This window comes from Bacillus tequilensis (genome assembly GCF_012225885.1).
Classification (GTDB): Bacteria; Bacillota; Bacilli; order Bacillales; family Bacillaceae; genus Bacillus; species Bacillus tequilensis.
Genome location: NZ_CP048852.1, coordinates 370,683 through 393,312, shown reverse-complemented (window position 1 = coordinate 393,312; position 22,630 = coordinate 370,683). Strand labels below are relative to the sequence as shown.

General features: G+C 49.0%; 11 protein-coding genes and 1 pseudogene. 8 read left to right on the top strand and 4 right to left on the bottom strand.

What is annotated here, in order from left to right; genetic code table 11:
• Positions 1-23: 23 nt before the first annotated feature.
• The 8 genes from bsdA (at position 24) to G4P54_RS01985 (ending at position 5,916) form a co-directional block, all read left to right on the top strand.
• Positions 24-896, top strand: coding sequence for a transcriptional regulator BsdA (gene bsdA, locus G4P54_RS02015; protein WP_167871621.1), 873 nt, complete (start codon positions 24-26; stop codon positions 894-896).
• A gap of 115 nt (positions 897-1,011) precedes the next feature.
• Positions 1,012-1,818: a cystine ABC transporter substrate-binding lipoprotein TcyA gene (gene tcyA / locus G4P54_RS02010; RefSeq protein WP_167871620.1), complete on the top strand. Its 807-nt coding sequence runs from the start codon at positions 1,012-1,014 to the stop codon at positions 1,816-1,818.
• Positions 1,805-2,509, top strand: coding sequence for a cystine ABC transporter permease TcyB (gene tcyB, locus G4P54_RS02005; protein ID WP_014662754.1), 705 nt, complete (start codon positions 1,805-1,807; stop codon positions 2,507-2,509). The genes tcyA and tcyB overlap by 14 nt, the downstream gene beginning before the upstream one ends.
• A 13-nt stretch (positions 2,510-2,522) precedes the next feature.
• Complete coding sequence (tcyC, locus tag G4P54_RS02000) at positions 2,523-3,266, top strand: cystine ABC transporter ATP-binding protein TcyC (RefSeq protein WP_024713952.1); 744 nt, start codon at positions 2,523-2,525, stop codon at positions 3,264-3,266.
• Positions 3,267-3,454: 188 nt separating this feature from the next.
• On the top strand, positions 3,455-3,577 hold the full coding sequence (locus G4P54_RS21450) for a hypothetical protein (protein ID WP_277348588.1): 123 nt from the start codon (positions 3,455-3,457) through the stop codon (positions 3,575-3,577).
• Positions 3,578-3,698: 121 nt separating this feature from the next.
• Positions 3,699-4,346 (top strand): YczE/YyaS/YitT family protein, encoded by a 648-nt coding sequence (locus tag G4P54_RS01995; RefSeq protein WP_024713951.1) that lies wholly within the window; start codon positions 3,699-3,701, stop codon positions 4,344-4,346.
• Between the two features lie 104 nt (positions 4,347-4,450).
• A complete protein-coding gene (locus G4P54_RS01990) occupies positions 4,451-5,125 on the top strand; it encodes a 4'-phosphopantetheinyl transferase family protein (protein WP_167871619.1) in 675 nt (224 codons plus the stop codon).
• 251 nt (positions 5,126-5,376) lie between these two features.
• The gene (locus tag G4P54_RS01985; protein ID WP_167871618.1) at positions 5,377-5,916 is read left to right on the top strand and encodes a YcxB family protein; all 540 of its coding nucleotides are present in this window, start codon (positions 5,377-5,379) and stop codon (positions 5,914-5,916) included.
• Here G4P54_RS01985 and G4P54_RS01980 read toward each other — a convergent pair.
• The 4 genes and pseudogenes from G4P54_RS01980 to srfAB all read right to left on the bottom strand — a co-directional run bounded on the left by G4P54_RS01980 (position 5,913) and on the right by srfAB (position 22,622).
• A pseudogene (locus tag G4P54_RS01980) lies at positions 5,913-7,147 on the bottom strand (MFS transporter). The gene G4P54_RS01985 and the pseudogene G4P54_RS01980 overlap by 4 nt on opposite strands.
• A 102-nt stretch (positions 7,148-7,249) precedes the next feature.
• Complete coding sequence (gene srfAD, locus G4P54_RS01975; RefSeq protein WP_024713945.1) at positions 7,250-7,978, bottom strand: surfactin biosynthesis thioesterase SrfAD; 729 nt, start codon at positions 7,976-7,978, stop codon at positions 7,250-7,252.
• A 28-nt stretch (positions 7,979-8,006) separates the two neighbouring features.
• Complete coding sequence (srfAC, locus tag G4P54_RS01970; RefSeq protein WP_167871617.1) at positions 8,007-11,834, bottom strand: surfactin non-ribosomal peptide synthetase SrfAC; 3,828 nt, start codon at positions 11,832-11,834, stop codon at positions 8,007-8,009.
• A gap of 36 nt (positions 11,835-11,870) precedes the next feature.
• Positions 11,871-22,622 (bottom strand): surfactin non-ribosomal peptide synthetase SrfAB, encoded by a 10,752-nt coding sequence (gene srfAB, locus G4P54_RS21165; protein ID WP_167871616.1) that lies wholly within the window; start codon positions 22,620-22,622, stop codon positions 11,871-11,873.
• Between the last annotated feature and the right edge of the window lie 8 nt (positions 22,623-22,630).

Sequence of the window (22,630 nt, the reverse complement as noted above, 5' to 3'; positions counted from 1 at the left end):
GGTATGGTAAGGAGGCGCTTTTTTTGGACATTCGCCAGCTTCGCTATTTCATTACGATCGCCCAAGAACAGAAAATCACGTCAGCCGCCAAAAAGCTCCACATGGCGCAGCCGCCTTTAAGCAGGCAGCTGAAACAGCTGGAGGACGAGCTGGGTGTCGTTTTGTTTGACCGGAATAAGAAAAAACAAATGACGCTTACATATGAAGGAACTGTTTTTTTGAAAAGAGCCAAGGAGATTTTACACAGGTTTGAAGATGCCGTCATTGAGGTACAAGAGCTGAAGGACGAGGTTGCCGGCACGCTGGCTGTGGGGTCAACGATTTATTGCGCCGCACTGATGCTTGAAAAAGTCACACAGATTAAAGAAAGCTACCCGCATCTTACCTTTCATATTTGGGAGAATGAGCCTGCCACGCTGTTAGAGCTGCTGGAAAGCCGGCAAATCGATGCGGCGGTCACGACGACAATGATCAAAAGCCACACGGTCCAATTTAAACAGCTTGATGATATTCCATGTGTGCTCGTGCTTTCAAAGGAAGCCGGATATCCGTGCGGGGACACCATTAAAATGGAGGATATACCATCATTTCCGCTGATTCTGCTGCGGCCTGTCAATGGAAAGGGCGTCTACAATCAGGTCATGAATGAATTTCATCGTTTGAAACTGGAGCCGCGCATTGTTTGCGAATGCCACGATTCCGCAACTTTGCTCAGCCTCGTCTCTTCAGGATTCGGCGCCTCCATTCTGCCCGTCACAATGATTCCCGTTCATATGAGAAACCACGTTCACACCGTAAAGATTGAAAACAATCCCTTCATTATGACACCGGCTGTCATGTGGAGAACGGACAGTTATTTGCCAAAACCGGCACAGCAATTTTTGGATTTATTTTAAAAGATTTCGCCTTATGAAAACCAAATACTTGACTCATACTAAAAAAAAGTTATCCTTTAGATTTGTAAGCTAATTTTTTATTTCAATAAAATCAACCAGAAAAGTGGGGAATAAGATGAAAAAAGCATTATTGGCTTTATTCATGGTCGTAAGCATTGCAGCTCTCGCAGCTTGCGGAGCAGGAAATGACAATCAGTCAAAAGATAACGCCAAAAACGGCGATCTTTGGGCTTCTATTAAGAAAAAAGGTGTGCTGACAGTCGGTACGGAAGGGACATATGAACCGTTCACTTACCACGATAAGGACACTGATAAGCTGACTGGCTATGATGTCGAAGTGATCACGGAAGTCGCAAAACGCCTTGGGCTTAAAGCCGATTTCAAAGAAACACAATGGGACAGCATGTTTGCCGGCCTGAATTCCAAACGGTTTGACGTCATTGCCAACCAAGTCGGAAAAACAGACCGTGAAAACAAGTATGATTTCTCAGATAAATACACAACATCAAGAGCCGTTGTCGTGACGAAAACAGACAACAACGATATTAAGTCTGAAGCAGATGTAAAAGGAAAAACATCAGCTCAATCACTGACAAGCAACTACAACAAATTAGCTACAAATGCCGGCGCGAAAGTAGAAGGCGTTGAGGGTATGGCACAGGCTCTTCAATTGATCCAGCAAGGCCGCGTTGATATGACTTACAACGATAAGCTTGCCGTATTGAACTACCTGAAAACATCCGGCAACAAAAACGTGAAAATCGCGTTTGAAACAGGCGATCCGCAGTCAACCTATTTCACGTTCCGTAAAGGAAGCAGCGAGGTTGTTGATCAAGTCAACAAAGCATTAAAAGAAATGAAAGAGGACGGGACTCTTTCTAAAATCTCTAAAAAATGGTTCGGCGAAGATGTTTCTAAATAATCTGCCGGCATTGACGCTTGGCACGGCGATCCCGTGGGATCTGGTGCAGCAGTCATTCTGGCCGATACTTTCAGGGGGAATCTATTATACGATTCCCCTTACGATTCTTTCCTTTATATTTGGAATGATCCTGGCGCTGATTACGGCGCTTGCCAGAATGTCGAAAGTGAGACCTTTGAGATGGGTGTTCAGCGTATACGTATCTGCAATACGCGGCACTCCTCTTCTCGTTCAATTGTTCATCATTTTCTATCTGTTCCCGGCCTTTAACATCACATTAGATCCATTTCCAAGCGCAGTTATTGCCTTTTCATTAAACGTCGGCGCCTATGCATCTGAAATCATACGGGCATCCATTTTATCCGTGCCGAAAGGGCAATGGGAAGCCGGATACACAATCGGCATGACACATCAGAAAACACTGTTCCGCGTCATTTTGCCGCAGGCGTTTCGTGTGTCGATCCCGCCATTATCCAATACCTTTATCAGCCTGATTAAAGATACATCCCTCGCCTCTCAAATCCTGGTCGCTGAGCTGTTCAGAAAAGCCCAGGAAATCGGCGCGCGGAATCTTGATCAAATTTTAGTGATCTATATTGAAGCAGCCTTTATTTACTGGATTATCTGCTTCCTGCTTTCACTCGTCCAGCATGTCATCGAACGGCGTCTTGACCGCTACGTGGCCAAATAAGGAGGTTCCGAGTATGCTTACCGTTAAAGGATTAAACAAATCATTCGGTGAAAATGAAATATTAAAAAAGATAGATATGAAGATTGAAAAAGGGAAAGTCATCGCCATACTTGGGCCTTCAGGTTCAGGGAAAACGACGCTGCTCCGCTGCCTGAACGCGCTGGAAATTCCGAATCGCGGAGAGCTTGCATTTGATGATTTCTCCATCGATTTCTCCAAAAAGGTGAAACAGGCGGATATTCTAAAGCTCCGCCGGAAATCCGGCATGGTATTTCAGGCGTATCACCTGTTCCCGCACCGCACGGCTCTTGAAAACGTGATGGAAGGCCCTATTCAGGTGCAAAAGCGAAACAAAGAGGAAGTCAGAAAAGAAGCGATTCAGCTTCTTGATAAAGTCGGATTAAAGGACAAAATGGATTTATATCCGTTCCAGCTTTCCGGCGGCCAGCAGCAGCGCGTCGGCATCGCCCGCGCACTGGCGATTCAGCCTGAGCTCATGCTGTTTGACGAACCGACCTCAGCGCTTGATCCCGAGCTGGTCGGAGAGGTCCTGAAGGTTATCAAAGATTTAGCCAATGAAGGCTGGACCATGGTCGTTGTGACCCACGAAATCAAATTCGCCCAGGATGTGGCGGACGAAGTCATCTTTATCGACGGCGGTGTCATCGTGGAACAGGGACCGCCGGAGCAAATTTTCTCCGCACCAAAAGAAGAACGGACACAGCGGTTTTTGAACCGGATTTTGAATCCGTTGTAAAATCTTAAAAAACCCAAAACGGCATTCGTTTTGGGTTTTTTCTTTTATTAGATTAAATCCTAGCTCCCAGAAAAATGTGCGGTTTATGATTTTCATTTTGAAGCAGGACATTGTATCAAAGGGAGGAATTTCTTAAAGAGGACTATAAATGCCAAAACTCAAATATTAAACGTTACGGAGGCGCTATAATGAAAAAACTTATTATCAGCACCGCTTTAATTGGTTTCCTTTTTGCTGGTTTATTAAATGCGGGATCATACGCTAACGAGCCAGATTCATTTCAAATAGCAGAAAAGGCAATCAATATTTAAACCTAAACAGGGCGCCTGCGGCGGCCCTGTTTTTTTGTTGAGCTCCTTTCGCCTATTCCGCCCTTATGTCAGATATGCTACAATGACAATCGACTGATTTTTACGAAAGAAGGGACCTCACGTGAAGCAAGAACTTGTTCTGCGCTGGACATTTTATTTTACCGGTTTGATCATTTTGGCTTTTGGTGTATCCCTGACGATAGAAGGAAAAGCGCTCGGCATAAGTCCGTGGGATGCATTTCATTACAGCCTGTTTCAGCATTTCGGCCTTACCGTCGGTCAGTGGTCCATCATTATCGGAGCGATCATCGTCGGATTAACGTCATTGTTTACACGGGCTTGGCCAAAAATCGGGGCGATCCTGAACATGGTGCTCATTGGTGTTTTTATCGATTTTTTCAATTTTCTTCTGCCTGCCCCCTCGACCTACACGGGCTCCGTCATTGTCTTCTCTCTTGGCGTGGTGCTGATCGGTTACGGCGTCGGTGTTTATGTATCAGCAGGCCTTGGAGCGGGGCCGCGTGATTCACTGATGATGCTGATTACAGAAAAAACCGGCTGGAATGTGCAATGGGTGCGGAACGGCATGGAAATAACAATCTTGTTTGCGGCATGGGGCATGGGCGGCCCGATCGGTTTTGGCACCATTTTGACTGCCATCCTCACCGGACTCATTCTGCGCTTTTCATTGCCGCAGTCAATACTGCTGCTGAATTATGCTGTGGCAAGGCGGACAGCCGCTGTGAAAGCATCTCCGCCTCTACACTAAAACAAAGCCGCTTCGGCTTTGTTTTTTTATGTTCGACTCTATATGAGTCTTGTTGAAGTATGATAGGATGGTTTTGACAATCTTTTGCAGACGGAGGACCTAGAATGAAGATTTACGGAATACATATGGACCGCCCGCTTTCTCAGGAAGAGACTGAACGCTTCATGTGTTTCATATCGCCTGAAAAACGGGAGAAATGCCGGAGATTTTATCATAAAGAAGATGCTCACCGCACCCTGCTGGGAGATGTTCTCGTTCGCTCAGTCGTCAGCAGGCAGTTCCATCTGGACAAAGCCGATATCCGCTTCAGCGCGCAGGAGTACGGAAAGCCCTGCATCCCTGATTTGCCTGACACTCATTTCAACATTTCCCATTCCGGCCGTTGGGTCGTTTGCGCGTTTGATTCACAGCCAATCGGCATCGATATTGAAAAAATGAAACCGATCAGCCTTGAGATCGCCAAACGTTTCTTTTCAAAAACAGAGTACACAGACCTTTTAGCAAAAAAAAAGGATGAACAGACAGACTATTTTTATCATCTATGGTCAATGAAGGAAAGCTTTATCAAACAGGAAGGCAAAGGCTTATCGCTTCCGCTTGATTCCTTTTCAGTGCGCCTGGATCGGGACGGACAAGTATCTATTGAGGTTCCGGACAGGCATACGCCATGCTATATCAAAACGTATGATGCGGACCCCGGCTACAAAATGGCCGTATGCGCTGCGCACCCTGATTTCCCCGAAGAAATGACAATGGTCTCGTATGAAGCGCTTTTATAAATGACTCAGGAGTTTGCTGCCAAGCTCAATATTTTTCGATGAGAATGTATAAGGTTGCTTCAGTCTTCATACTTGAGACTGGCAGTCCTAGATGGGTGAAAATGTGAAGCGGAGTGAGGTTTCGGAGTCATGATTCTTAATGAAAGTCCGGCATGGCAATCCCACGCTCCAGAAAAAGAATCCATCTCTATGAACAAATGAAAATATATGTTAAAGTTGAAGGAAAATATATCCTGAGGTGTATTGTAAGAATGATTCAACATAGCGTCTTCCTAGAGGGAGCCATTTCATTACGAGATATGAGGTATTACTTTTTATACCAGCAAAGAAAAGCAGCAGTGATTTATTACATTGATCTTTTTCTTCTCTCTACCTTGGTGTATTCCATCATTGGATTTCCGTTTACTGTTTATTACAACGAAACGTTAGAATTGATTTATAATGGTATTTTCATAGCAGTGATATCTCTGATTTTCACCCTGCTCTTTATCGCCTTTTTATATCTGCGGCTGCGTAACGGTTATAAAAACAATGAGCGATTAAAACGAAAAAGGACATATACTGTTAATCGGCAAGGCATTCATATTCACTCCAAAAACTATGATACTTTGTTTGAATGGGATGAAATAAAGGGAGCGGCAGAATATAAACACTTATTCTCCATAAAAACTTCCAGTCGCCAGCTGATCTTGGTGCCTCAACGTTTTTTCACATTCGAAAATGAGCGGCACTCATTCAGACAGCTATTAAAAGAACATGTGCCCGCCAAACAAGTAAAATTGCAATCTTAAAAAGAGGGGTGCTTGCGCTCCCTCTTTTTTTGTTGAACATGAAAGGTTTTAAATGGCACCAGCTCCAATAAAGCTGATAAACCGACGAGCCCTGCACAAACAACAATAATCAGCAAATAATCATGAGTCATGTCAAAAAACAAGCCGCCCGCGTACACACTGAGAGCACCGGCGATCTGATGGATAAAGAAAGTAATGCCTAACAGCGAGCCGATTAATCCTGAAGGATAGCTTTCAGAAATAGACGCCGCGGTCAGCGGGATCACACCTGTGTAACTGAGCCCGAATAACAGGATAAAACCGAAGTACCAAAGTTCGCTTTGATGGATTCCGAGAATGGGAATGAGCAGGCAAATCAAGCTGAGCAGCCGAAGGAAAAATAAAATGGATAGCATCACGCTTCTGCTGCCGAGGAGATCTGACAGCCAGCCCGCCAATAATCCGCCAATGATGATAAACGCACCGAATGCGGCCATCATCCCGTTGACATGCGAGACATGCGCATCCTTCAGCATCGGCACAAGGCATCTATGATTCCCATGGTAAATCCGCATGTAAACACGCCGAAGTACAGGATATGAATGAGACGGGACTGCTTCACCACGCTCCAAAATCCCCGCCAGTCATAAGATTTTTTCACTGACGGCGCTTGCGCATATGGCGGGTGCTTCATCCCAAAGGCGAGAAGCGGCAGGAGAACAGCAGCGATGACGAGGCCCAATATCGTATAAGTGTTTTGCCAGCCGACATGATACGGAGCTGCGGCCCAAATGGGCGAGAGCAGCAGCAGGCCCGCAGAATTGGCATTGGTCAAAATAGCGAGCGCCAGCCCCTTGTGCGTGTCAAACCAGCGGCTGATGAAATACTGAGTCGTCACGCCGACCGCACAGGAATAGCCGATTCCGCCGAGCACGCCGTAAATGGCGGAAAACACATGAACATTCGATGAATGCGGAAGCAGCAAAAAGCTTGCGCTAATGCTAACAGCTCCAAGCGCCATCATTTTTCTGACGCTGAACCGATCGATCAAAAACCCGACAAAAAACTGCACGATGCCTGTTGTGATCATAAAAATGCTGACGGAAACCGAGATCAGCGACCTGTCGGCATGGAAGGTATCCGCCATCGGCAGCATAAAAAATTGAAAGGAGTTTCTGAATGAGTTCATTCCAATGGCGAAAACAAACGTAAGCAGCAATACAAACCATTTCATCTTAGGAGACGCGAGCATGTTTAGACCTTCCTTTGTTTGAGTATTGCGACTATTATATCATGTGAAAATTGACATTCCACACACAAAAAAAGCGGAACAGCCTAAGCTGTCCGCTTTTGATCACGATTGAATAATCGGATGCTGATTTAATATCGCAAAAATCCGTTCTGCCACTTCTTCCGTATGTGACAGCAAAAACATGTGCCCGCCGGCAAATTCATGGAATGTGATGTCTGCCGCCCACTTCTTCCAGCCTTCCGCATCTCGAATGCATTTTTCATCATCAAGCCCATTAAAGACATGAACAGGCGATTGGATCGGGGCCACATCGCGAAGGTCAAATTGTTCAAGAGCACGGTAATCCGCTCGGAAGGAAGGCAGGAAAAAGGACATGACTTCCTTATTTTCAACGAGCTCCGCGGGCATCCCGCCTAATTTGATAATATGATCGAGAAACTGATCATCAGGCAGATGGGACACTTTTTTCCGCTGAATATGCGGCGGCTGAATCGCAGAAATGATCACCGCCTGCGGAAAGATACCTTCACGCTCCAGCTTTTGCGCCAGCCTGAAGGTGATCATTCCGCCCATACTGTGTCCAAACAGCACGAACGGCCGATCAGGGCAAAGATTCAATTCTTTTTTGTACAAATCGGTCAGCTCTTCGAGGTCCTCAATGGCTGACGTTTGATTCGTGCCGTGTCCCGGCGGCTCGGCAGCGAGCATCTCACACTCCCCCTGCAAAAAAGCATGGAGAGGGCGAAACGACGCTGAGTAGCCGCCGGCAAACGGAAAACAGATGAGCCGCGTTTTTTCCGACGCATCGAATGATTTGAAGAGTTGGCTCATGGGCCGTCTCCTCCTTTCATCACTTCGTTTAAGAAACCGTTACGGTTTGTATATTAAGTAATTCGAGCAAAATCCCCACATTCCTATCTAGCGTTTCACCTTGCAGCATTTCAGCGTGTGTTCCGAAGCCTCTTTTCACACGGTAAGCACCTGTTGTGGCCTCTTCCCATGATGCAAGCCATTCCGGCATGTCAAAATCAGTATCGGATGTCAGCAGATCAATATCCGCTTTCACCTGTCCTGTGCTGATCAGGTTGACGTAGTAGGAGTAGAAAGCGTGTGTTTTTTGCTTGAGGCCTTGTTTGACGGCTTCGCTGTTGAGCGCTTCATTGTCTCGGTTGACATTCATCAGCGCTTCGACATCATTCTCAACCGTGCGTCCGTCCAGATCGCTGATACCTTGTTTTTTATAGGAATCCACCATGATGATCCGCTGAACAACGCGGCCTTGTTCCTCAAGCTTTTTGGCAGCTTCAAACGCAAGGCTGCAGCCCGCTGAATATCCGAACAGTGTCAAAGGCCCTTCCGGCTGAAGCTCCTGGATCAAATCCGCATAGCGGTCAAGCCTGTTATCCTCCTCAATGAAATCAAAGGCGCACAGTTTATATGACGGCAGGCGGCTGGCCATGTTTTGATACATGAGGCCATAGCCCAAGACCGGCGGGAATGCGAAAATGATTTGCTCCTGATCGGGATTCATGATGGTTACATCCTGCAATCCATCTGAGCCTCCGTTTTTCAAATACGCTGAAATGCCTGCGATCGTCGGCGCTTCAAACAACAGCTTCACCGGAATATCTATCGCTAGCTCTTTCTTGATGCGGGAAGCGGCGGTCATCGCCTTTAAGGAGTGTCCGCCGAGCGCAAAGAAATCATCATGAATGCCGACCTGCTGTCTGCCAAGGATCTCGGACCAGATGTGTGCGATCGTTTCTTCCGTCTCGTCGCGAGGCCCGATCCACTCTTCCGCCAGCTGATCCTGATCCGGTTTTGGCAGCAGCCGTTTATTGACCTTCCCGTTTGTCGTTAAAGGAAGCTCCTCCAGGAAAGTAAAGGTTTGCGGCACCATGTAAGCAGGAAGCTGTTTTTTCAGGTGCGCCTTTACATCCTCAACTGATAGCTGTGCCCGGTTCACGAGGTAGGCGTTGATTGATGCATCTCCAGACTCATGGCGGTCAACAACAACAACCGCATCTTTCACACCCGGGTATTCCTGCAGCTGCTTTTCAATTTCTTCAAGCTCGATCCGATGTCCTCGTATTTTGACCTGATCATCAATTCGGCCGGCGTATTCAATCGTCCCATCCGGCAGCCAGCGTGCCAAATCCCCTGTGCGGTAAAGCGTCTCACCGGGCTTGAACGGATTTGGGATAAACGTTTGCATCGTCAGATCATGACGGTTCAGATACCCTTTTGACACGCCCATTCCGCTGATGCACAGTTCACCGACCGCTCCGAATGGCTGGAGCTGGTTTTTCTCGTTAAGAATATAAACGCTGGCATTGCTGATCGGCTTTCCGATCGGCAATGAGGAGATGCCATCCGGTATTTCATGTACAACATGAGCTGTCGCAAACACCGTGCCCTCAGTAGGCCCGTAGCAATTAATCAGCTTGCCCGGCCCCAGGATCCGCAGCGCTTTTCTGACGTGAGGCACAGACGCGCGCTCTCCGCCGAATAATACGCAGCGAAGCCCCTTCATCCAATCCTCTCCCGCATCTGTGAGAAGATTAAACAGTGCGGTTGTCGCAAACATGACATTGACATTCTCCTGCTGGATCAGATCTGTGAGCCGTTCTGTATCAAGCAGTGTATGTTCATCTGCGATAATGAGCCGTGCCGCATTTAATATTGAAGCATAGAAATCAAAGGTAAATGCATCAAAGGCGTAATTCGAAACAGATAAGAACGTATCTTTTTCAGAAAATGCCATGTAGTCTACATGCTTGACCAATCCTTGAATATTGGCATGAGTCGTAATATTGCCCTTCGGCTTTCCGGTTGTGCCGGACGTATACATAATATATGCCGGATCATCAGGATCAATTGCGATTGCAGGGTCGCTTGCCTGCTCGTCGAACCGTGTTTGATCATCGATGAAGAGTGTTGTTCCTGTATACGGCAGCTGAATCGCTTTTTCTTTCATCTCCTGATGTGTCAGCAGACAGGCTGCCGCACTGTCAGTCAGCATATACGAGATTCGGTCCTCCGGCAGCTTCGGATCAATCGGAAGATAAGCCGCTCCCGCTTTTAATACCCCGAGAATGCCAATCACCAGTTCAAGCGAGCGCTTTGTATACAACGCGACAACGGAGCCTTTGCCCGCGCCTTGCTTTTGCAAACGGCGCGCAAGGCGGTTTGCTTCCTCATCTAATTGACGAAAGGACAGAGTCTGGCCGGAATACGTAAGCGCCGGCGCATCAGAATGAATGTTCACTGCTTCCTTGAACCAATCCGTCAGAGGTTTCGCCTCATGAGTTTGGGCCGGCGGGTTCAAGCCGGTAAGCAGAAACTCTCTTTCCTTTTCGTCAACAAGGCTGATCGTATGAACAGGCTGATCCGGCTTCTGGATGAGCTGCTGAATCGCTGTGAGCAGCTGAGATTTTAAGCGCAGAATAAACGCCTTATCAAACACATTCTCATTGTAGGCAAGCTTAATCAGCATCTCGTCTCCCGGGGAAGCCATCAGATTGAGATCATAATTCGACTTCTCAAAAACATGGACATCTTCCATATCAAAGCCGTTTTCACTGTTTTCTTCATTTTTTGCATCCTGAAGCGGATAATTTTCAAACACAATGATGTGGTCAATCAGTTTTGGCTGATCAGCCTGGCTTTGGATGTCATAAAGCGGAACATATTGATGCGGCTCAGACTGAAGCGATTGCTCCTGCAGCTGCCTGAGCAAACCGTTAAATGTGATATCCTCAGATAGTTTCACCCGTCTCGGGACAACGTTAATAAACAGCCCGACCATATGTTCAACGCCTTTGATTTCCGCGGGACGCCCGGAAACGACTGTGCCGAAGGTCAAATCGCCAGACCGCTGATAGCGGCTGACCAATACACTCCAGACTGCCTGCAGCGCCGTACTCAAAGTGGTATGCTGTGATTTTGCAAGCTCGGTAAACGCCTTTGTTTCCGCCTCGGGCAGAGAGAAGAGCAATTCTTTGGGCTCGTAGCCGTCCGTTTGTTTCTTTCTTTGCTCCGCAAACGTCGCTTGTCCTTCAAAATCCTCTAAGTACTCGCGCCAGTAACGCAGTGATGCCTGTTTATCCTGCTTTTCAAGCCACTTGATGTAGTCCTTATATGGTTTGACCGGCGGCAGGCTGTATGGCTTTTTCTCGCGCAGGGCATTGTATACCTTAAACAGGTCCTGCACAACGATGCCGAAACACCAGCCGTCCAAAATCATGTGATGGTAGCTCCACACCCACTCAAAGCTTTCTTCAGCTTTTTTGAAAATGGCTGCCCGCATTGGGATATCCCGCGTCAAATCAAAGCCCTTGATCTTATCCTGTTCTTTGTATTCGTTGATTTTGGCTGCTTGCTCGCTGCCCGTTAAGTGTGTCAGATCGATTTCTTCTATCTGAAACTGCCGTTTTTTCAATACGACTTGGACAGGCCTTTTTACTTTTTCGTGAATGAACACGGTACGAAATACATCGTACCGGTCCATGATCACATTCATGCTTTCTTCGAGGCATTTGATATTCAAGCTGCCTTTTACTTTCATCGTGATTTGTTCAAGATAAAAACTCTGGCCGGGATTCAGGATGGTATGAAACAGCATCCCTTCCTGCATCGGCGATAGGTAATACATATCTTGAACCTGATCCTTGCTAAATTGACTCATATGCTTCGCTCCCGCCTTCTGTAATTCCCTTGCGTTTTATTTTAAATTCTCCTCAAGCATGTCAAAAATATCGCCCATCTCGTCCATTCCAAGGTCCTCAGCACTGAAGTCGCTCGGCGTGAATTCCTTGTCTTCTTTTTCCGTGCAATGGCGGATCAGCATCAGGAGGTTTTCTTTAAACCGTTCCATTTGTTCCTCGACTGTAGCTCTTTCAAATTCTTTCTCATTGTAGGAGCAGGACAGCACAAACCGGCCGTTTCTGATCATGCCGCTGAAGCTCAAGGCGTACAGCGCTTCTGATTCCTCGCTTACTTGGCGCCCCATGTCGAAAGCGGACGGCTCAAAGAAGTCGGTTTTCACTTCACTGTCGAACTGGCCTAAATAGTTAAAGCTGATCTCTGGCGTGAAGCCCTTTGTTCCCTCTGCTTCTGTGACATAACGGAGAATGCCGTAGCCGACACCTTTGTCCGGAATGCGGCGCAGATTTTCTTTAACTGATTTGATGACGGCTGAGGCGTCTGCTTCAGGCATATCGAGCACAACAGGATATTGCGCCGTAAACCAGCCGACCGTTCTGGAGATATTCACATTCGGAATGATGTCCTCCCGTCCGTGCCCCTCCAGATTAATGCCGATTTTGGCATCGTCTGTCCATTCCTTCATTGTCAAACCGAGCGCGCTGAGAAGAATATCATTGATTTCGGTTCCATATGGCTGATGGACATCCGTTAAGAGATGTTTGGTGTCTTCTTCCGTTAATTCACACAGAACGGATGATGTATGCTTGACGATCCGCTGCTCTGTTTCGTAATCCTTCGGCAGAGGAGAAACCTGTTCAGCGTCAATTTGCGACCAGTATTCAGCCTGCTGTAAAAGATGCGCTGATTGGCTGAATGCCGCCAGTTCTTCCGCCCAATCCTTGAAGGAGTTCGTTTTTTGCGGGAAGACAATATTCTCTTCTTTCTCAGCCTGCACATAGCCTGAAGCAAAATCTTCAAGCAAAATCCGCCATGACACGCCGTCTACTACGAGATGGTGTACAGCAATGAGCAGGTGGTCGCCAGCTTCCGTCCGGTATTGCTCCGCCTTGAGAAGCGGTCCGTTTTGGAGATCGAGACTGCTTTGCAGCCTGTCCGCGAGAATCTTGATCTGGTTTTTCAGCATGTCTTCATCGGAGCCGTACAGGTCGACGATTTCAAAGCTGACCTTGCTTTCACTGATCGGTTTATACGCCTGAACGATGTCCCCGTTTTCCTCACGGTAAACCATACGAAGTGCGTCATGGTGATCGACCAGCGCCTGCAGCGTTTTCTCCACCAGTTCAGGGTCAAAGCCCTTCGCGGCGTGAAGCATCACCGATTGGTTCCAGTGGTGCTTGTTCGTAAAGTTCTTTTCAAAGAACCAGCGCTGAATCGGCGTCAGGTTGACTTCTCCCTCTACAGGCCCTTGGTCTGCCTGCTTGCCTTCGGCACGCTCCACGTATTGGGTCAGCTCCTCAATCGTCGGGTGCTGGAAGAGGTCTTTCATTTCCAGCTTCCAGCCGTGCTGGTTCAAGCGGCTCGCCATTTGGATTCCTTTGATGGAATCTCCGCCCATTGAGAAGAAATTGTCGCTGACACCGATCTCCGGAATGCCGAGCACATCCTGCCAGATACCGGCAAGCAGCTCTTCCATGTCGGTAGCCGGCGCTTTGTATTCTCCGCTTCCCGCTTCGATGTCCGGCTCAGGCAGGGCTTTGCGGTCTACTTTGCCGTTTGCCGTAACCGGAAGCTCGTTCAACGTCACCCAGAATGCCGGAATCATGTAGTCCGGCAGGGTTTCCTTCAGTGCTGATTTCAGCGCTTCGATGTCAGCGGTTTCCGGTGTGACGTACGCCGCGATCGCTGTATTGCCGCCTTTATCTTTGACAGCTGACACCGCCGCATCCTGCACGTCAGAAAGCTGGGCAAGCTGGACTTCGATTTCCGACAGCTCGATCCGGTAGCCGCGGACCTTGACCTGATGGTCGATCCGGCCGATGTATTCGATGCCGCCGTTCACCCATTTCACCAAATCGCCGGTGCGGTACATGCGTTCACCCGGCACAAACGGATCAGCGACAAACCGCTTCGCGGTTTCGTCTTCTCGATTCAAATAGCCGCGCGCCAATCCGCGTCCCGCCACGCAAAGCTCTCCGGCTACGCCTTCCGGCTGCACCTGATTGCCCTCGCCGAGAATGTACACTCTCGTATTGGCGATCGCACGCCCGATGGACAGCGAACCTTTCTCCGGATTGATCTCTGTGCTCGTGGCAACGACCGTATTTTCTGTCGGCCCGTAGTTGTTGACGAGCGTGTACGGCTGTTTCACCGCGCGCTTCAGCTTGTCTCCGCCTGTGAGTAATACGCGCAATGATGTGTTCTCAAGCTCCATGAACTGTTCCGCCAGCTGCGTCGGCAGGAACGTAATCGTCACGCCATGCGTTTCGAAATAGTCGTTCAGGCGGACGATATCGAGGCGGATCGCTTCATCAATGACATGAAGCTCGGCGCCGATCGTCCAAGTCGGGAACATCTCCCAAATGGAAGCGTCGAATCCAAAGCCCGCGTACTTCGCACTGCGGTCCTCCGCAGTCATGCCAAACGCGTCGTGGTGCCAGAAGCACAGGTTGACAAGCGCATGGTGCTCGATCATGACACCCTTCGGCTGTCCGGTCGTTCCTGACGTGTAAATCATGTACGCAAGGTTCTCCGCGTTTGCAGCTGTGAGTGGGTTGTCCTCATCGTTTTCATCAAGCGGCAGACTTAAAATCGTGCGAGCTCCGTCGAGAAGAATGACGTCTCCCTTGTAGCTGTCCGGCACCGAAATGCCTTCCTGTTTTAAGAGAAGCTTCGCGCCGCTGTCTTGTAAAATATAGTCAATCCGCTGTTCCGGATAATCAGGATCAATCGGCACAAACGCCGCTCCCGCCTTCAAGACGCCAAGCACCGCGGCGGACATTTCCAGCGACGGCTTCGTGAGAACGCCGACGCGCTCATCCGCACTGACGCCGCAGTCGATCAGAATCCGCGCAAGGCGGTTCGCCTTGGCGTTCAGCTCGCCGTACGTCCAAGACTGGCCGTTGTATGTGACAGCCGGGCGGTCTTTGTAGCGCTGGGCTGTTTCTTCAAATAGCTGATGAACCGTTTTGTCTGTCGGAACAGGCAGCGTTTTGCCCTTCCATGCCTCAAGAAGCGTTTGTTTTTCTGTTTCAGTGACGAGTGACAGGCTGGAAAGCGGCTGATTTGGATTTTCCGCAGCTGCCTTTAGTAAACGGAGAACGTATTCGCTCCATTTTTCAGCCGTTTCTTTTGAGAACAGATCAGTCGCATATTCAAGATGCAGGCCGATGCCGTTTTCATCAGTAAACCCGCCTAGTGTCAGGTCAAACTTAGACGTTCCCTGATGAGATTCGTAAGGTGAAATGCTTAGATTTTGCAATGTAAGCTGTTCTTTATCAGGATTTTCTGTCGTCACCATCACGTTAAACAATGGATTTCGGCTCATATCCCGCGGAAGATCAAGCTGATTGACCAAGTCCTCAAACGGATATTCCTGATGTTCAAGCGCTGACAGGTTCGTCTGTTTTGCTTGCTTCAGGAGCTCTGCAAAGGTTTGCTGTTCTTCCGCTTGCATTCTTAAGGCAAGCGTATTGACAAACATTCCCGGCATATCTTGGACATCTGCATTCGTCCGGCCGGCAGTAACCGAGCCAATGACGATATCCCGCTGTCCCGAAATTTTGCTTAAAAAGATGTGGAAAACAGCGTGAAGCACCATGTGCAAGGTCGTTCCGGTTTCGGCGAGCAGCTTTTCCACCGCCTTTGCCGTCTCGCTTCCCGTATGGAAACGGACCGTATCTCCTTTAAAGCTTTGCACAGGCGGACGGGCGTAATCGAGCGGAAGATCAAGCTCCGGCAGCTCTCCTGAAAGAACCGAGAGCCAGTACGCCTCATGCTCCTTCATCCGTTCCTTTTGCTCAGCTTCATGTTGCCAAACGGCGAAATCCTTGTAATGAAGCGCAGGCTCCGGAAGCTGCTCTCCTTTATACAGCAGCGCCAATTCTTTCACAAAAATGCCTCTTGATACGCCGTCTGCGATGATATGATGCATATCCAAAAGCAGCAAATGTTTTTTCGCTTCTATTCGAAGTAAAGCTGCGCGAATGAGCGGTGCATCAGTTAAATCGAACGGCCGGATAAATTCCTTGATCTTTTGGTCCGCTTCGTCTTCTTCCGCTTCAAACACATGAAGATCAATCGCCGCCTCCTCGATAATGCGCTGAACAGGCTCACCGTTTGCTTCCATAAAGGATGTCCGCAATGACTCGTGGCGGTTCACAAGCTGATTGAGCGAGTCGCGCAGACGCGCGATATCAAGATCGCCTTCCATCAGAAGAACAGATGGCATGTTGTAGCTGATCGTCTGCCGGTCAAGCTGATTCAGGACATACATCCGTTTCTGCGCGGATGACAGTGGGTACATCTCCTGTTTGTCAGCCGGTTTGAGCACGTGATGGCCGCCTGAAACTGCCGATGCCTCCATATAAGCCGCCAGCTGGCGAACAGTTGGCTGCTCGAACAGCGCTTTAAGCGGAACGGTTTTCTCTAATTCGGCCTGAATGTTGGCGATGAGCATCATCCCTTTTAATGAATGGCCGCCTAAATCGAAGAAATTGTCATCAATGCCGATCGCATCTATGCCAAGCGTTTTCTGCCACACATTGCATAGGCTCTTCTCAAGCGCTGTTTCCGGTGCGGCTGAGGCCTTGTGTCCGGATTGCGCAGCGTTCGGTTTCGGCAATGCGTTTCTGTCGGTTTTCCCGTTTGCCGTCAGCGGAATCGCGTCCAGCTGGACAAAGAAGGCAGGAATCATATGGGACGGCAGTGTTTGCGAAAGCTGGCTGCGGAGCTCCGCTTTTTCAATAGCTTGATCCGCCGTATAATATGCGCAAAGCTCTTGAAGCCCGCCCTCAGAAACCGCCAGCACAACGGCTTCTTGAATTCCATTAAGACTGAGCATGACCGTTTCAATCTCCTTCGGCTCAATACGGTAGCCGCGGATTTTCACCTGCTCGTCAGCCCGTCCGATAAATTCAAGCGATCCGTCCGAAAGTCTCCGTACAACATCTCCGGTTTTGTACATACGGCCGCCCGGCGAAAACGGATTTTCTACAAATCTCTCGGCTGTCAGCTGAGGTCTGTTGAGATACCCTCTCGCAAGCCCTTGTCCCGTGATATAGAGCTGTCCGCTCGCTCCCGGAGGCACAAGCTTCAACGCTTCATCTAAGACAAGCGCGCCGGCATTCGCAATCGGCTGTCCGATTGTCGGGCGTTTCGCGAATGCGTCCGGCTCAGAAAAATCAATCCGTCCGGCGATGGCGCCGATCGTTGCTTCAGTCGGACCGTAGTGATTGATAAATTCGGCATGTCCATACACCTTGCGAAAAGCGAGAACATCAGCCGGGATGATTTTTTCTCCTCCCAAGACAATCAAGCGCAGGGATTCAAAGTGTGGCTCTTTTGCAAAGCTGGCTGTGTTCACCATTGTATGGAACAGAGACGGTGTCAGTTTCATATAGGTGACTCCGTGTTCCTTGATATAGCGCCCAATTTCATCCGGCGCCGTATAGGTTTCCTTCGGCACGATGTGGAGCTCGCCCCCTGCCAGAAGCACAGGGAACATGCTCGTGTAGCCCAGGTCGAATGCGTAAGACGAAAGCAATACAGACTTATCAGTTTCCGTCAGGCCCGCCTCTTTACTAAACCAAGAAACATAGTTTGTCAGATTGCGATGCTCGATCTGCACGCCCTTCGGCTTTCCGGTCGTACCGGACGTATAAATGACGTATGCCAGATTGCGAGATCCGGAAATCGGTGATGGGCGTTCCTTGCTCTCATTGCTCCATTTTGCGTCATCAAGATTGACGATTGTTCCTTCATATCGGCCAATGGCCGTCATGTTTCTTTCGTTCACGACCGCAATTTTCGCTCCGCTGTCCTCTAATGAATAACGGATTCGTTCTTCAGGTGTATCAGGATCAATCGGCAGGAACGCCGCCCCCGCTTTCATGACGCCAAGAATCGATACCATAACCTCAGCTGACCGATCCATGACAATCGCGACGATGTCTTCACTTCCTGCGCCTTGCGCGCGAAGATGATGCGCCAGCTGGTTCGCCTGTTCATCAAGCTCGCGATAGGTAAGAAGGTTTCCGCCAGCCTTTACCGCAGGATGATCAGGCGTTTGCTGCGCCTGTTCTTCGAAAAGAGCTGCAAAGGTTGCTTCAGTCATTTGCGTCATATGCCTTTCTTCAAGCAAAGCAGCCGTTTCTTCTGGTGAAAGCAAGTCTACATCAGACAGCCGAACATTTGGATGAGCTGCGGCCGTTTTGATAATATTGACAAAGTGGCTGCTCCAGCGGCGGATGGTTTCGTCCTTAAACAGGGCAGTCGCATAGTCAAAGCTTAAGCCGATGTCCTCTTCTCGCTCGACCGCTTCCAAGGAGAGATCAAATTTCGCCACGTGATGAAGCATGGAATATGAAGAAATCTTCAAATCTCCCAATCTCAATGAAGGAATCTCCATGTTTTGCATGTTGAACATCACGCTGAACAGCGGACTCCGGCTTGTATCCCTTGTAAGCGGAAGTTTTTCAATCAGCTCCTCAAGCGGATAGCTCTGATGCTCGAATGCTTGAAGACTTGCTGTTTTGACCTCTTCAAGGAATTGCGCAAAGGTTTTCTCCCCCACAGGCGCCGTTCTGAGTGCGACTGTATTGACAAACATCCCCGGCACACCTTGCAGATCAGGATGTGTTCTGCCGGCTGTCGGCGAACCGACAATGATATCGTCCTGAGACGCGTACTTAGAAAGGAGCACATTGAACGCCGCCAGTAAAAACATGTACATTGTCGTATCGGTTTCTGCCAAGAATGCTTTGATTTGAGCGGTGATTTGCTTATCAAGCCCGAACATCACCCGCTCTCCGACAAAGCTCCGTTCAGCAGGCCGCTCGAAATCCGCGGGAAGATCAAGAATCGGCAGCTCGCCTTTAAAGGTTTCGAGCCAGTATGCTTCATCTTTTTGATGATCAGCCTGTTCTTTTTGCCACACAGCGTAATCTTTATAGTGAACCTGCGGCAGCTCAAGATCAGCGCCTTGATACAGTTTGGCAAGATCACCGATTAAGATGCCTGTTGAGCTTCCGTCAGTGATGATATGGTGCATATCAATGAGCAGCAGGTGGCGTTTTTCGTCAAGCTGGACAAGCTTCGAACGGACGAGCGGCGCGCGGTTTAATTCAAACGGCTGAATGAACGCTTTGATCATTTCCTCCGCGTCTTCTTCCCTTCCCTTGGCAGCCTCCAGCTGGAACAATACGTTTTTATGAACGGTTTGTACAACTTCTCCATCAATCATGTCAAACGATGTACGGAGAATTTCATGCCGGTTGATTAGTTGCTGAATTGCGTTTTCAAGCCGGTCTTTATCTACTTCTCCCTCCAGCAAAAGTACAGCGGGGACGTTGTAGCTTGTGTTTGCTTGTCCAAGCTGATTGAGGATATACATTCTCCGCTGGGCCGGGGATACAGGATAATGCTGCTGATAAGGTGCTTGCCTGATCGGTTCAAACGTCTGCTCCTCCTTCCTTTCATTCTCATCCAAATACAGAGCCAGCTCTTGAATGGTCGGCTTTTCAAAAAGCACTTTAATCGGTACTTCCTTATGGAAATGCTCTTGGATTTTTGCCGTCATCATCATCGCTTTCAAAGAATGACCGCCGATCATAAAGAAGTTATCAGTAACACCTGCTTTGACGCCAAGTATCCCTTCCCAAATCTCCGCTAATGTCTTTTCACTCTCTGTTTCTGGGGCTGCGTACTCTGATTGCACCGCTTCTGATTGAGGCGCAGGCAGTTCTTTTTTGTTGATCTTTCCGTTTGGCGTGAGCGGCAGGCTGTCCATCTGAATCAAATGAGCAGGAACCATATAGTCAGGCAAAGATTGGGACAGCGTTTTTCTCAGCCCGCTCACAGACACTTCACGGTCCGCCGTAAAGTACGCGCAAATTTCATTTTCATCCGCTTTGTTCTTCCGGATGATCACCGCAGCTTCTGTCACATGTTCTGCCATGTTCAGTTTTGTTTCAATTTCGCCAAGCTCAATTCGGAAGCCGCGCACCTTCACTTGGTTGTCAATTCTGCCTAAAAATTCAATATTGCCGTCCGGCAGCCATCTCGCCAAGTCACCAGTGCGATAAATCCTTTCACCCGGTCTGTAGGGGTCTTCGAGAAATTGCTTTTTCGTCAGCTCAGGAAGATTCACATATCCTCGCGCTACACCGATTCCGCCGACGCACAGCTCACCGGGCGCGCCAATCGGCTGCAGGCGCTGCTGCTCATCCATGATGTAGGCGGTCGAATTTCCGATAGGCTTTCCGATCGGAATAGAGCCGCTGTACTCGCGGTCGATCAGAAAAGTTGTTGAAAACGTTGTGTTTTCTGTCGGGCCGTAACCGTTCCACAATGAAAGCGACGGTGATGCCTGTTTCACTTTGCTGACAATATGCGGCACGAGCGCGTCTCCGCCGATGATCAAATGGCGCAGTGTGCCGAACATCCCCGCATCCTTTGCGGCAAGCTGGTTGAATAAAGGTGATGTCAGCCACATGGTTGTGATGCTCTGTTCACGGAGAAATGCCGCAAATTGTTTCGCATCAAGCAGCGTCTCTTTTTTGACCGGATAAAGCGCTGCGCCATTCAGCAGCGCGCCGAATACCTCAAAGGTGCCGGCATCAAAGCTGACAGCTCCCGTTTGCGCCATGCGGTCCTCTTCAGTAACAGGAACATACCCGGCATTTTTAACGAGTCGAAGAATGCTTTTATGTTCAATCATGACGCCTTTCGGTTTGCCCGTTGAACCTGATGTGTACATGATATATGCCAAATCAGACGGGGCGGAAGGCAGATTGAGATTGTCAGCTGCTTCGCTCTCTGCAAAGCAGCTGTCCAGTGTAAGAACCGGCACTTGCAGCTGCTGCGCCTGCTCCGCATATGTCTTTCCAGCCAATACCATCCGAATCGAGCTGTCCTCCGCCATGAAACGAAGGCGATCCTCAGGAAGCGCGGGATCAAGCGGCACATAGGCGGCGCCTGCTTTTAACACAGCCAGCATCCCGACAACGGTTTCTGCCGAGCGATCGTTCATAATTGCTGCCGTTTCGCCTTTTTGAAGGCCTTGTTCGACAAGCTTTCTCGCCAGACGGTTAGCCGCTGCATTCAGCTCACGGTATGTGAGCTCGGCTCCTTCATATACGACCGCAGCGCTCGCCGGCGTCCGTTGCGCCTGCTCTTCGAACACTTGGTGAACAGCCATTCCTTCAGGGAGTTCCGCTTTCGTGCGGTTAAATACTTCTACAATTTTGCGCTGCTCTTCGTCTCCCACAAGCCCGTATTCACGCACAAAAGCGGCCGGCTGATCGACAGCAGCCTCCATCATGCGGGTAAGGTGCTCCGCTGCCCGTTCGATAAAAGCGGAATCAAAGGCGGCTCCGTTATATTTGATTTTGACGGTCCATGTTTTGCCCGGATACACAATCAGGTTGAAATCGAAGCTCGTTTGCTCAAACGCGCTTTCTACCTTAATAGAAAAACCGAGGCGGTCTTCCATGCTGCCGTTTTCAAGCTCTTGGTCAAGCGGATAATTTTCAAACGCGACCAGATGGTTCAAGAGATTGCCGTCGAGGGCTGAACGTTTTTGAATCTCATAGAGCGGCACGTAATCGTAACGCTCCGCCTCTACTGCATGCTGCTGAACCGCTGAGAAAATATCAGCGAAAGCAGCGTCTCGCTCAACTTTTACCCGCACCGGAATCGTGTTGATAAACAGCCCCGCCATCGTTTCAATCCCGTTGATTTCAGACGGCCGGCCTGATACGACCGTGCCGAAGACAACATCATTCGTAAAGTTGTATTTACTGAGAACGATGCCCCAAACAGCCTGAAACAGGTTCGGCCCTGTCACTTGATGGCGATTTGCCGTTTGCTGAATGCGGGCAACCAGTTTTTCGTCCCATGTAAATGAATATTCTTTATTAACGTATTCGTCTTTTTTCTCAGACAGGCGGCCCGGGAGCACGCTCGGCTGTTCAAAACCCGCCAAGCGTTCGCTCCAGTAGCTCTCTGCTTCTTCATTGTCCTGTTTTCCAAGCCACTTGATGTAGTCGGAATAAGGCTTTCCCTGTCCATTTGCCGGCATCCGGCCTGCTCTAAGTGCTTCGTAGTTTTGGAACAGGCTTTTCATGAGGACGCCCATGCTCCAGCCGTCCATCATAATATGGTGATTGCTCCAGACCAGATATAGCTGATCTTCATCAAGACGGAAAACCGCCACCTTGAACAATATGTCTTTTGCCAGGTTAAAGCCTTCGCGCTGTACGTCTTGTTTATAACGCTCAATGTGCTCTTTTTGGCGGTCTTCATCTGCATGGCTGATATCCTCATAATGCACCTTTGTTTTACGTTCCGCTAACACGACCTGACGCGGCTTTTGCAGCTGCTGGTGCACAAATACCGTGCGGAGAATATCGTATGACCGGATCAGTTCATTAACGCTTTTCTCAAAGATTTCAAGATCAAAAATGCCGTGAATTCCAAGCTCTAATTGCGTGAAGTACGAGGAAGAATGCGGATCAAGCATCGCATGATACAGCATTCCCTCCTGCATCGGTGTCAGTGCGTACACCTTTTGAATCGATTTTTTGCTCATATGCCACC

Bases quoted from the DNA above. Each gene is read 5' to 3' on its own strand.
- G4P54_RS01990 (WP_167871619.1), top strand. From the start codon at position 4,451: ATGAAGATTTACGGAATACATATGGACCGCCCGCTTTCTCAGGAAGAG.
- G4P54_RS01985 (WP_167871618.1), top strand. From the start codon at position 5,377: ATGATTCAACATAGCGTCTTCCTAGAGGGAGCCATTTCATTACGAGAT.
- srfAD (WP_024713945.1), bottom strand. From the start codon at position 7,978: ATGAGCCAACTCTTCAAATCATTCGATGCGTCGGAAAAAACGCGGCTC.
- srfAB (WP_167871616.1), bottom strand. From the start codon at position 22,622: ATGAGCAAAAAATCGATTCAAAAGGTGTACGCACTGACACCGATGCAG.
- tcyB (WP_014662754.1), top strand. From the start codon at position 1,805: ATGTTTCTAAATAATCTGCCGGCATTGACGCTTGGCACGGCGATCCCG.
- G4P54_RS21450 (WP_277348588.1), top strand. From the start codon at position 3,455: ATGAAAAAACTTATTATCAGCACCGCTTTAATTGGTTTCCTTTTTGCT.
- tcyC (WP_024713952.1), top strand. From the start codon at position 2,523: ATGCTTACCGTTAAAGGATTAAACAAATCATTCGGTGAAAATGAAATA.
- srfAC (WP_167871617.1), bottom strand. From the start codon at position 11,834: ATGAGTCAATTTAGCAAGGATCAGGTTCAAGATATGTATTACCTATCG.
- tcyA (WP_167871620.1), top strand. From the start codon at position 1,012: ATGAAAAAAGCATTATTGGCTTTATTCATGGTCGTAAGCATTGCAGCT.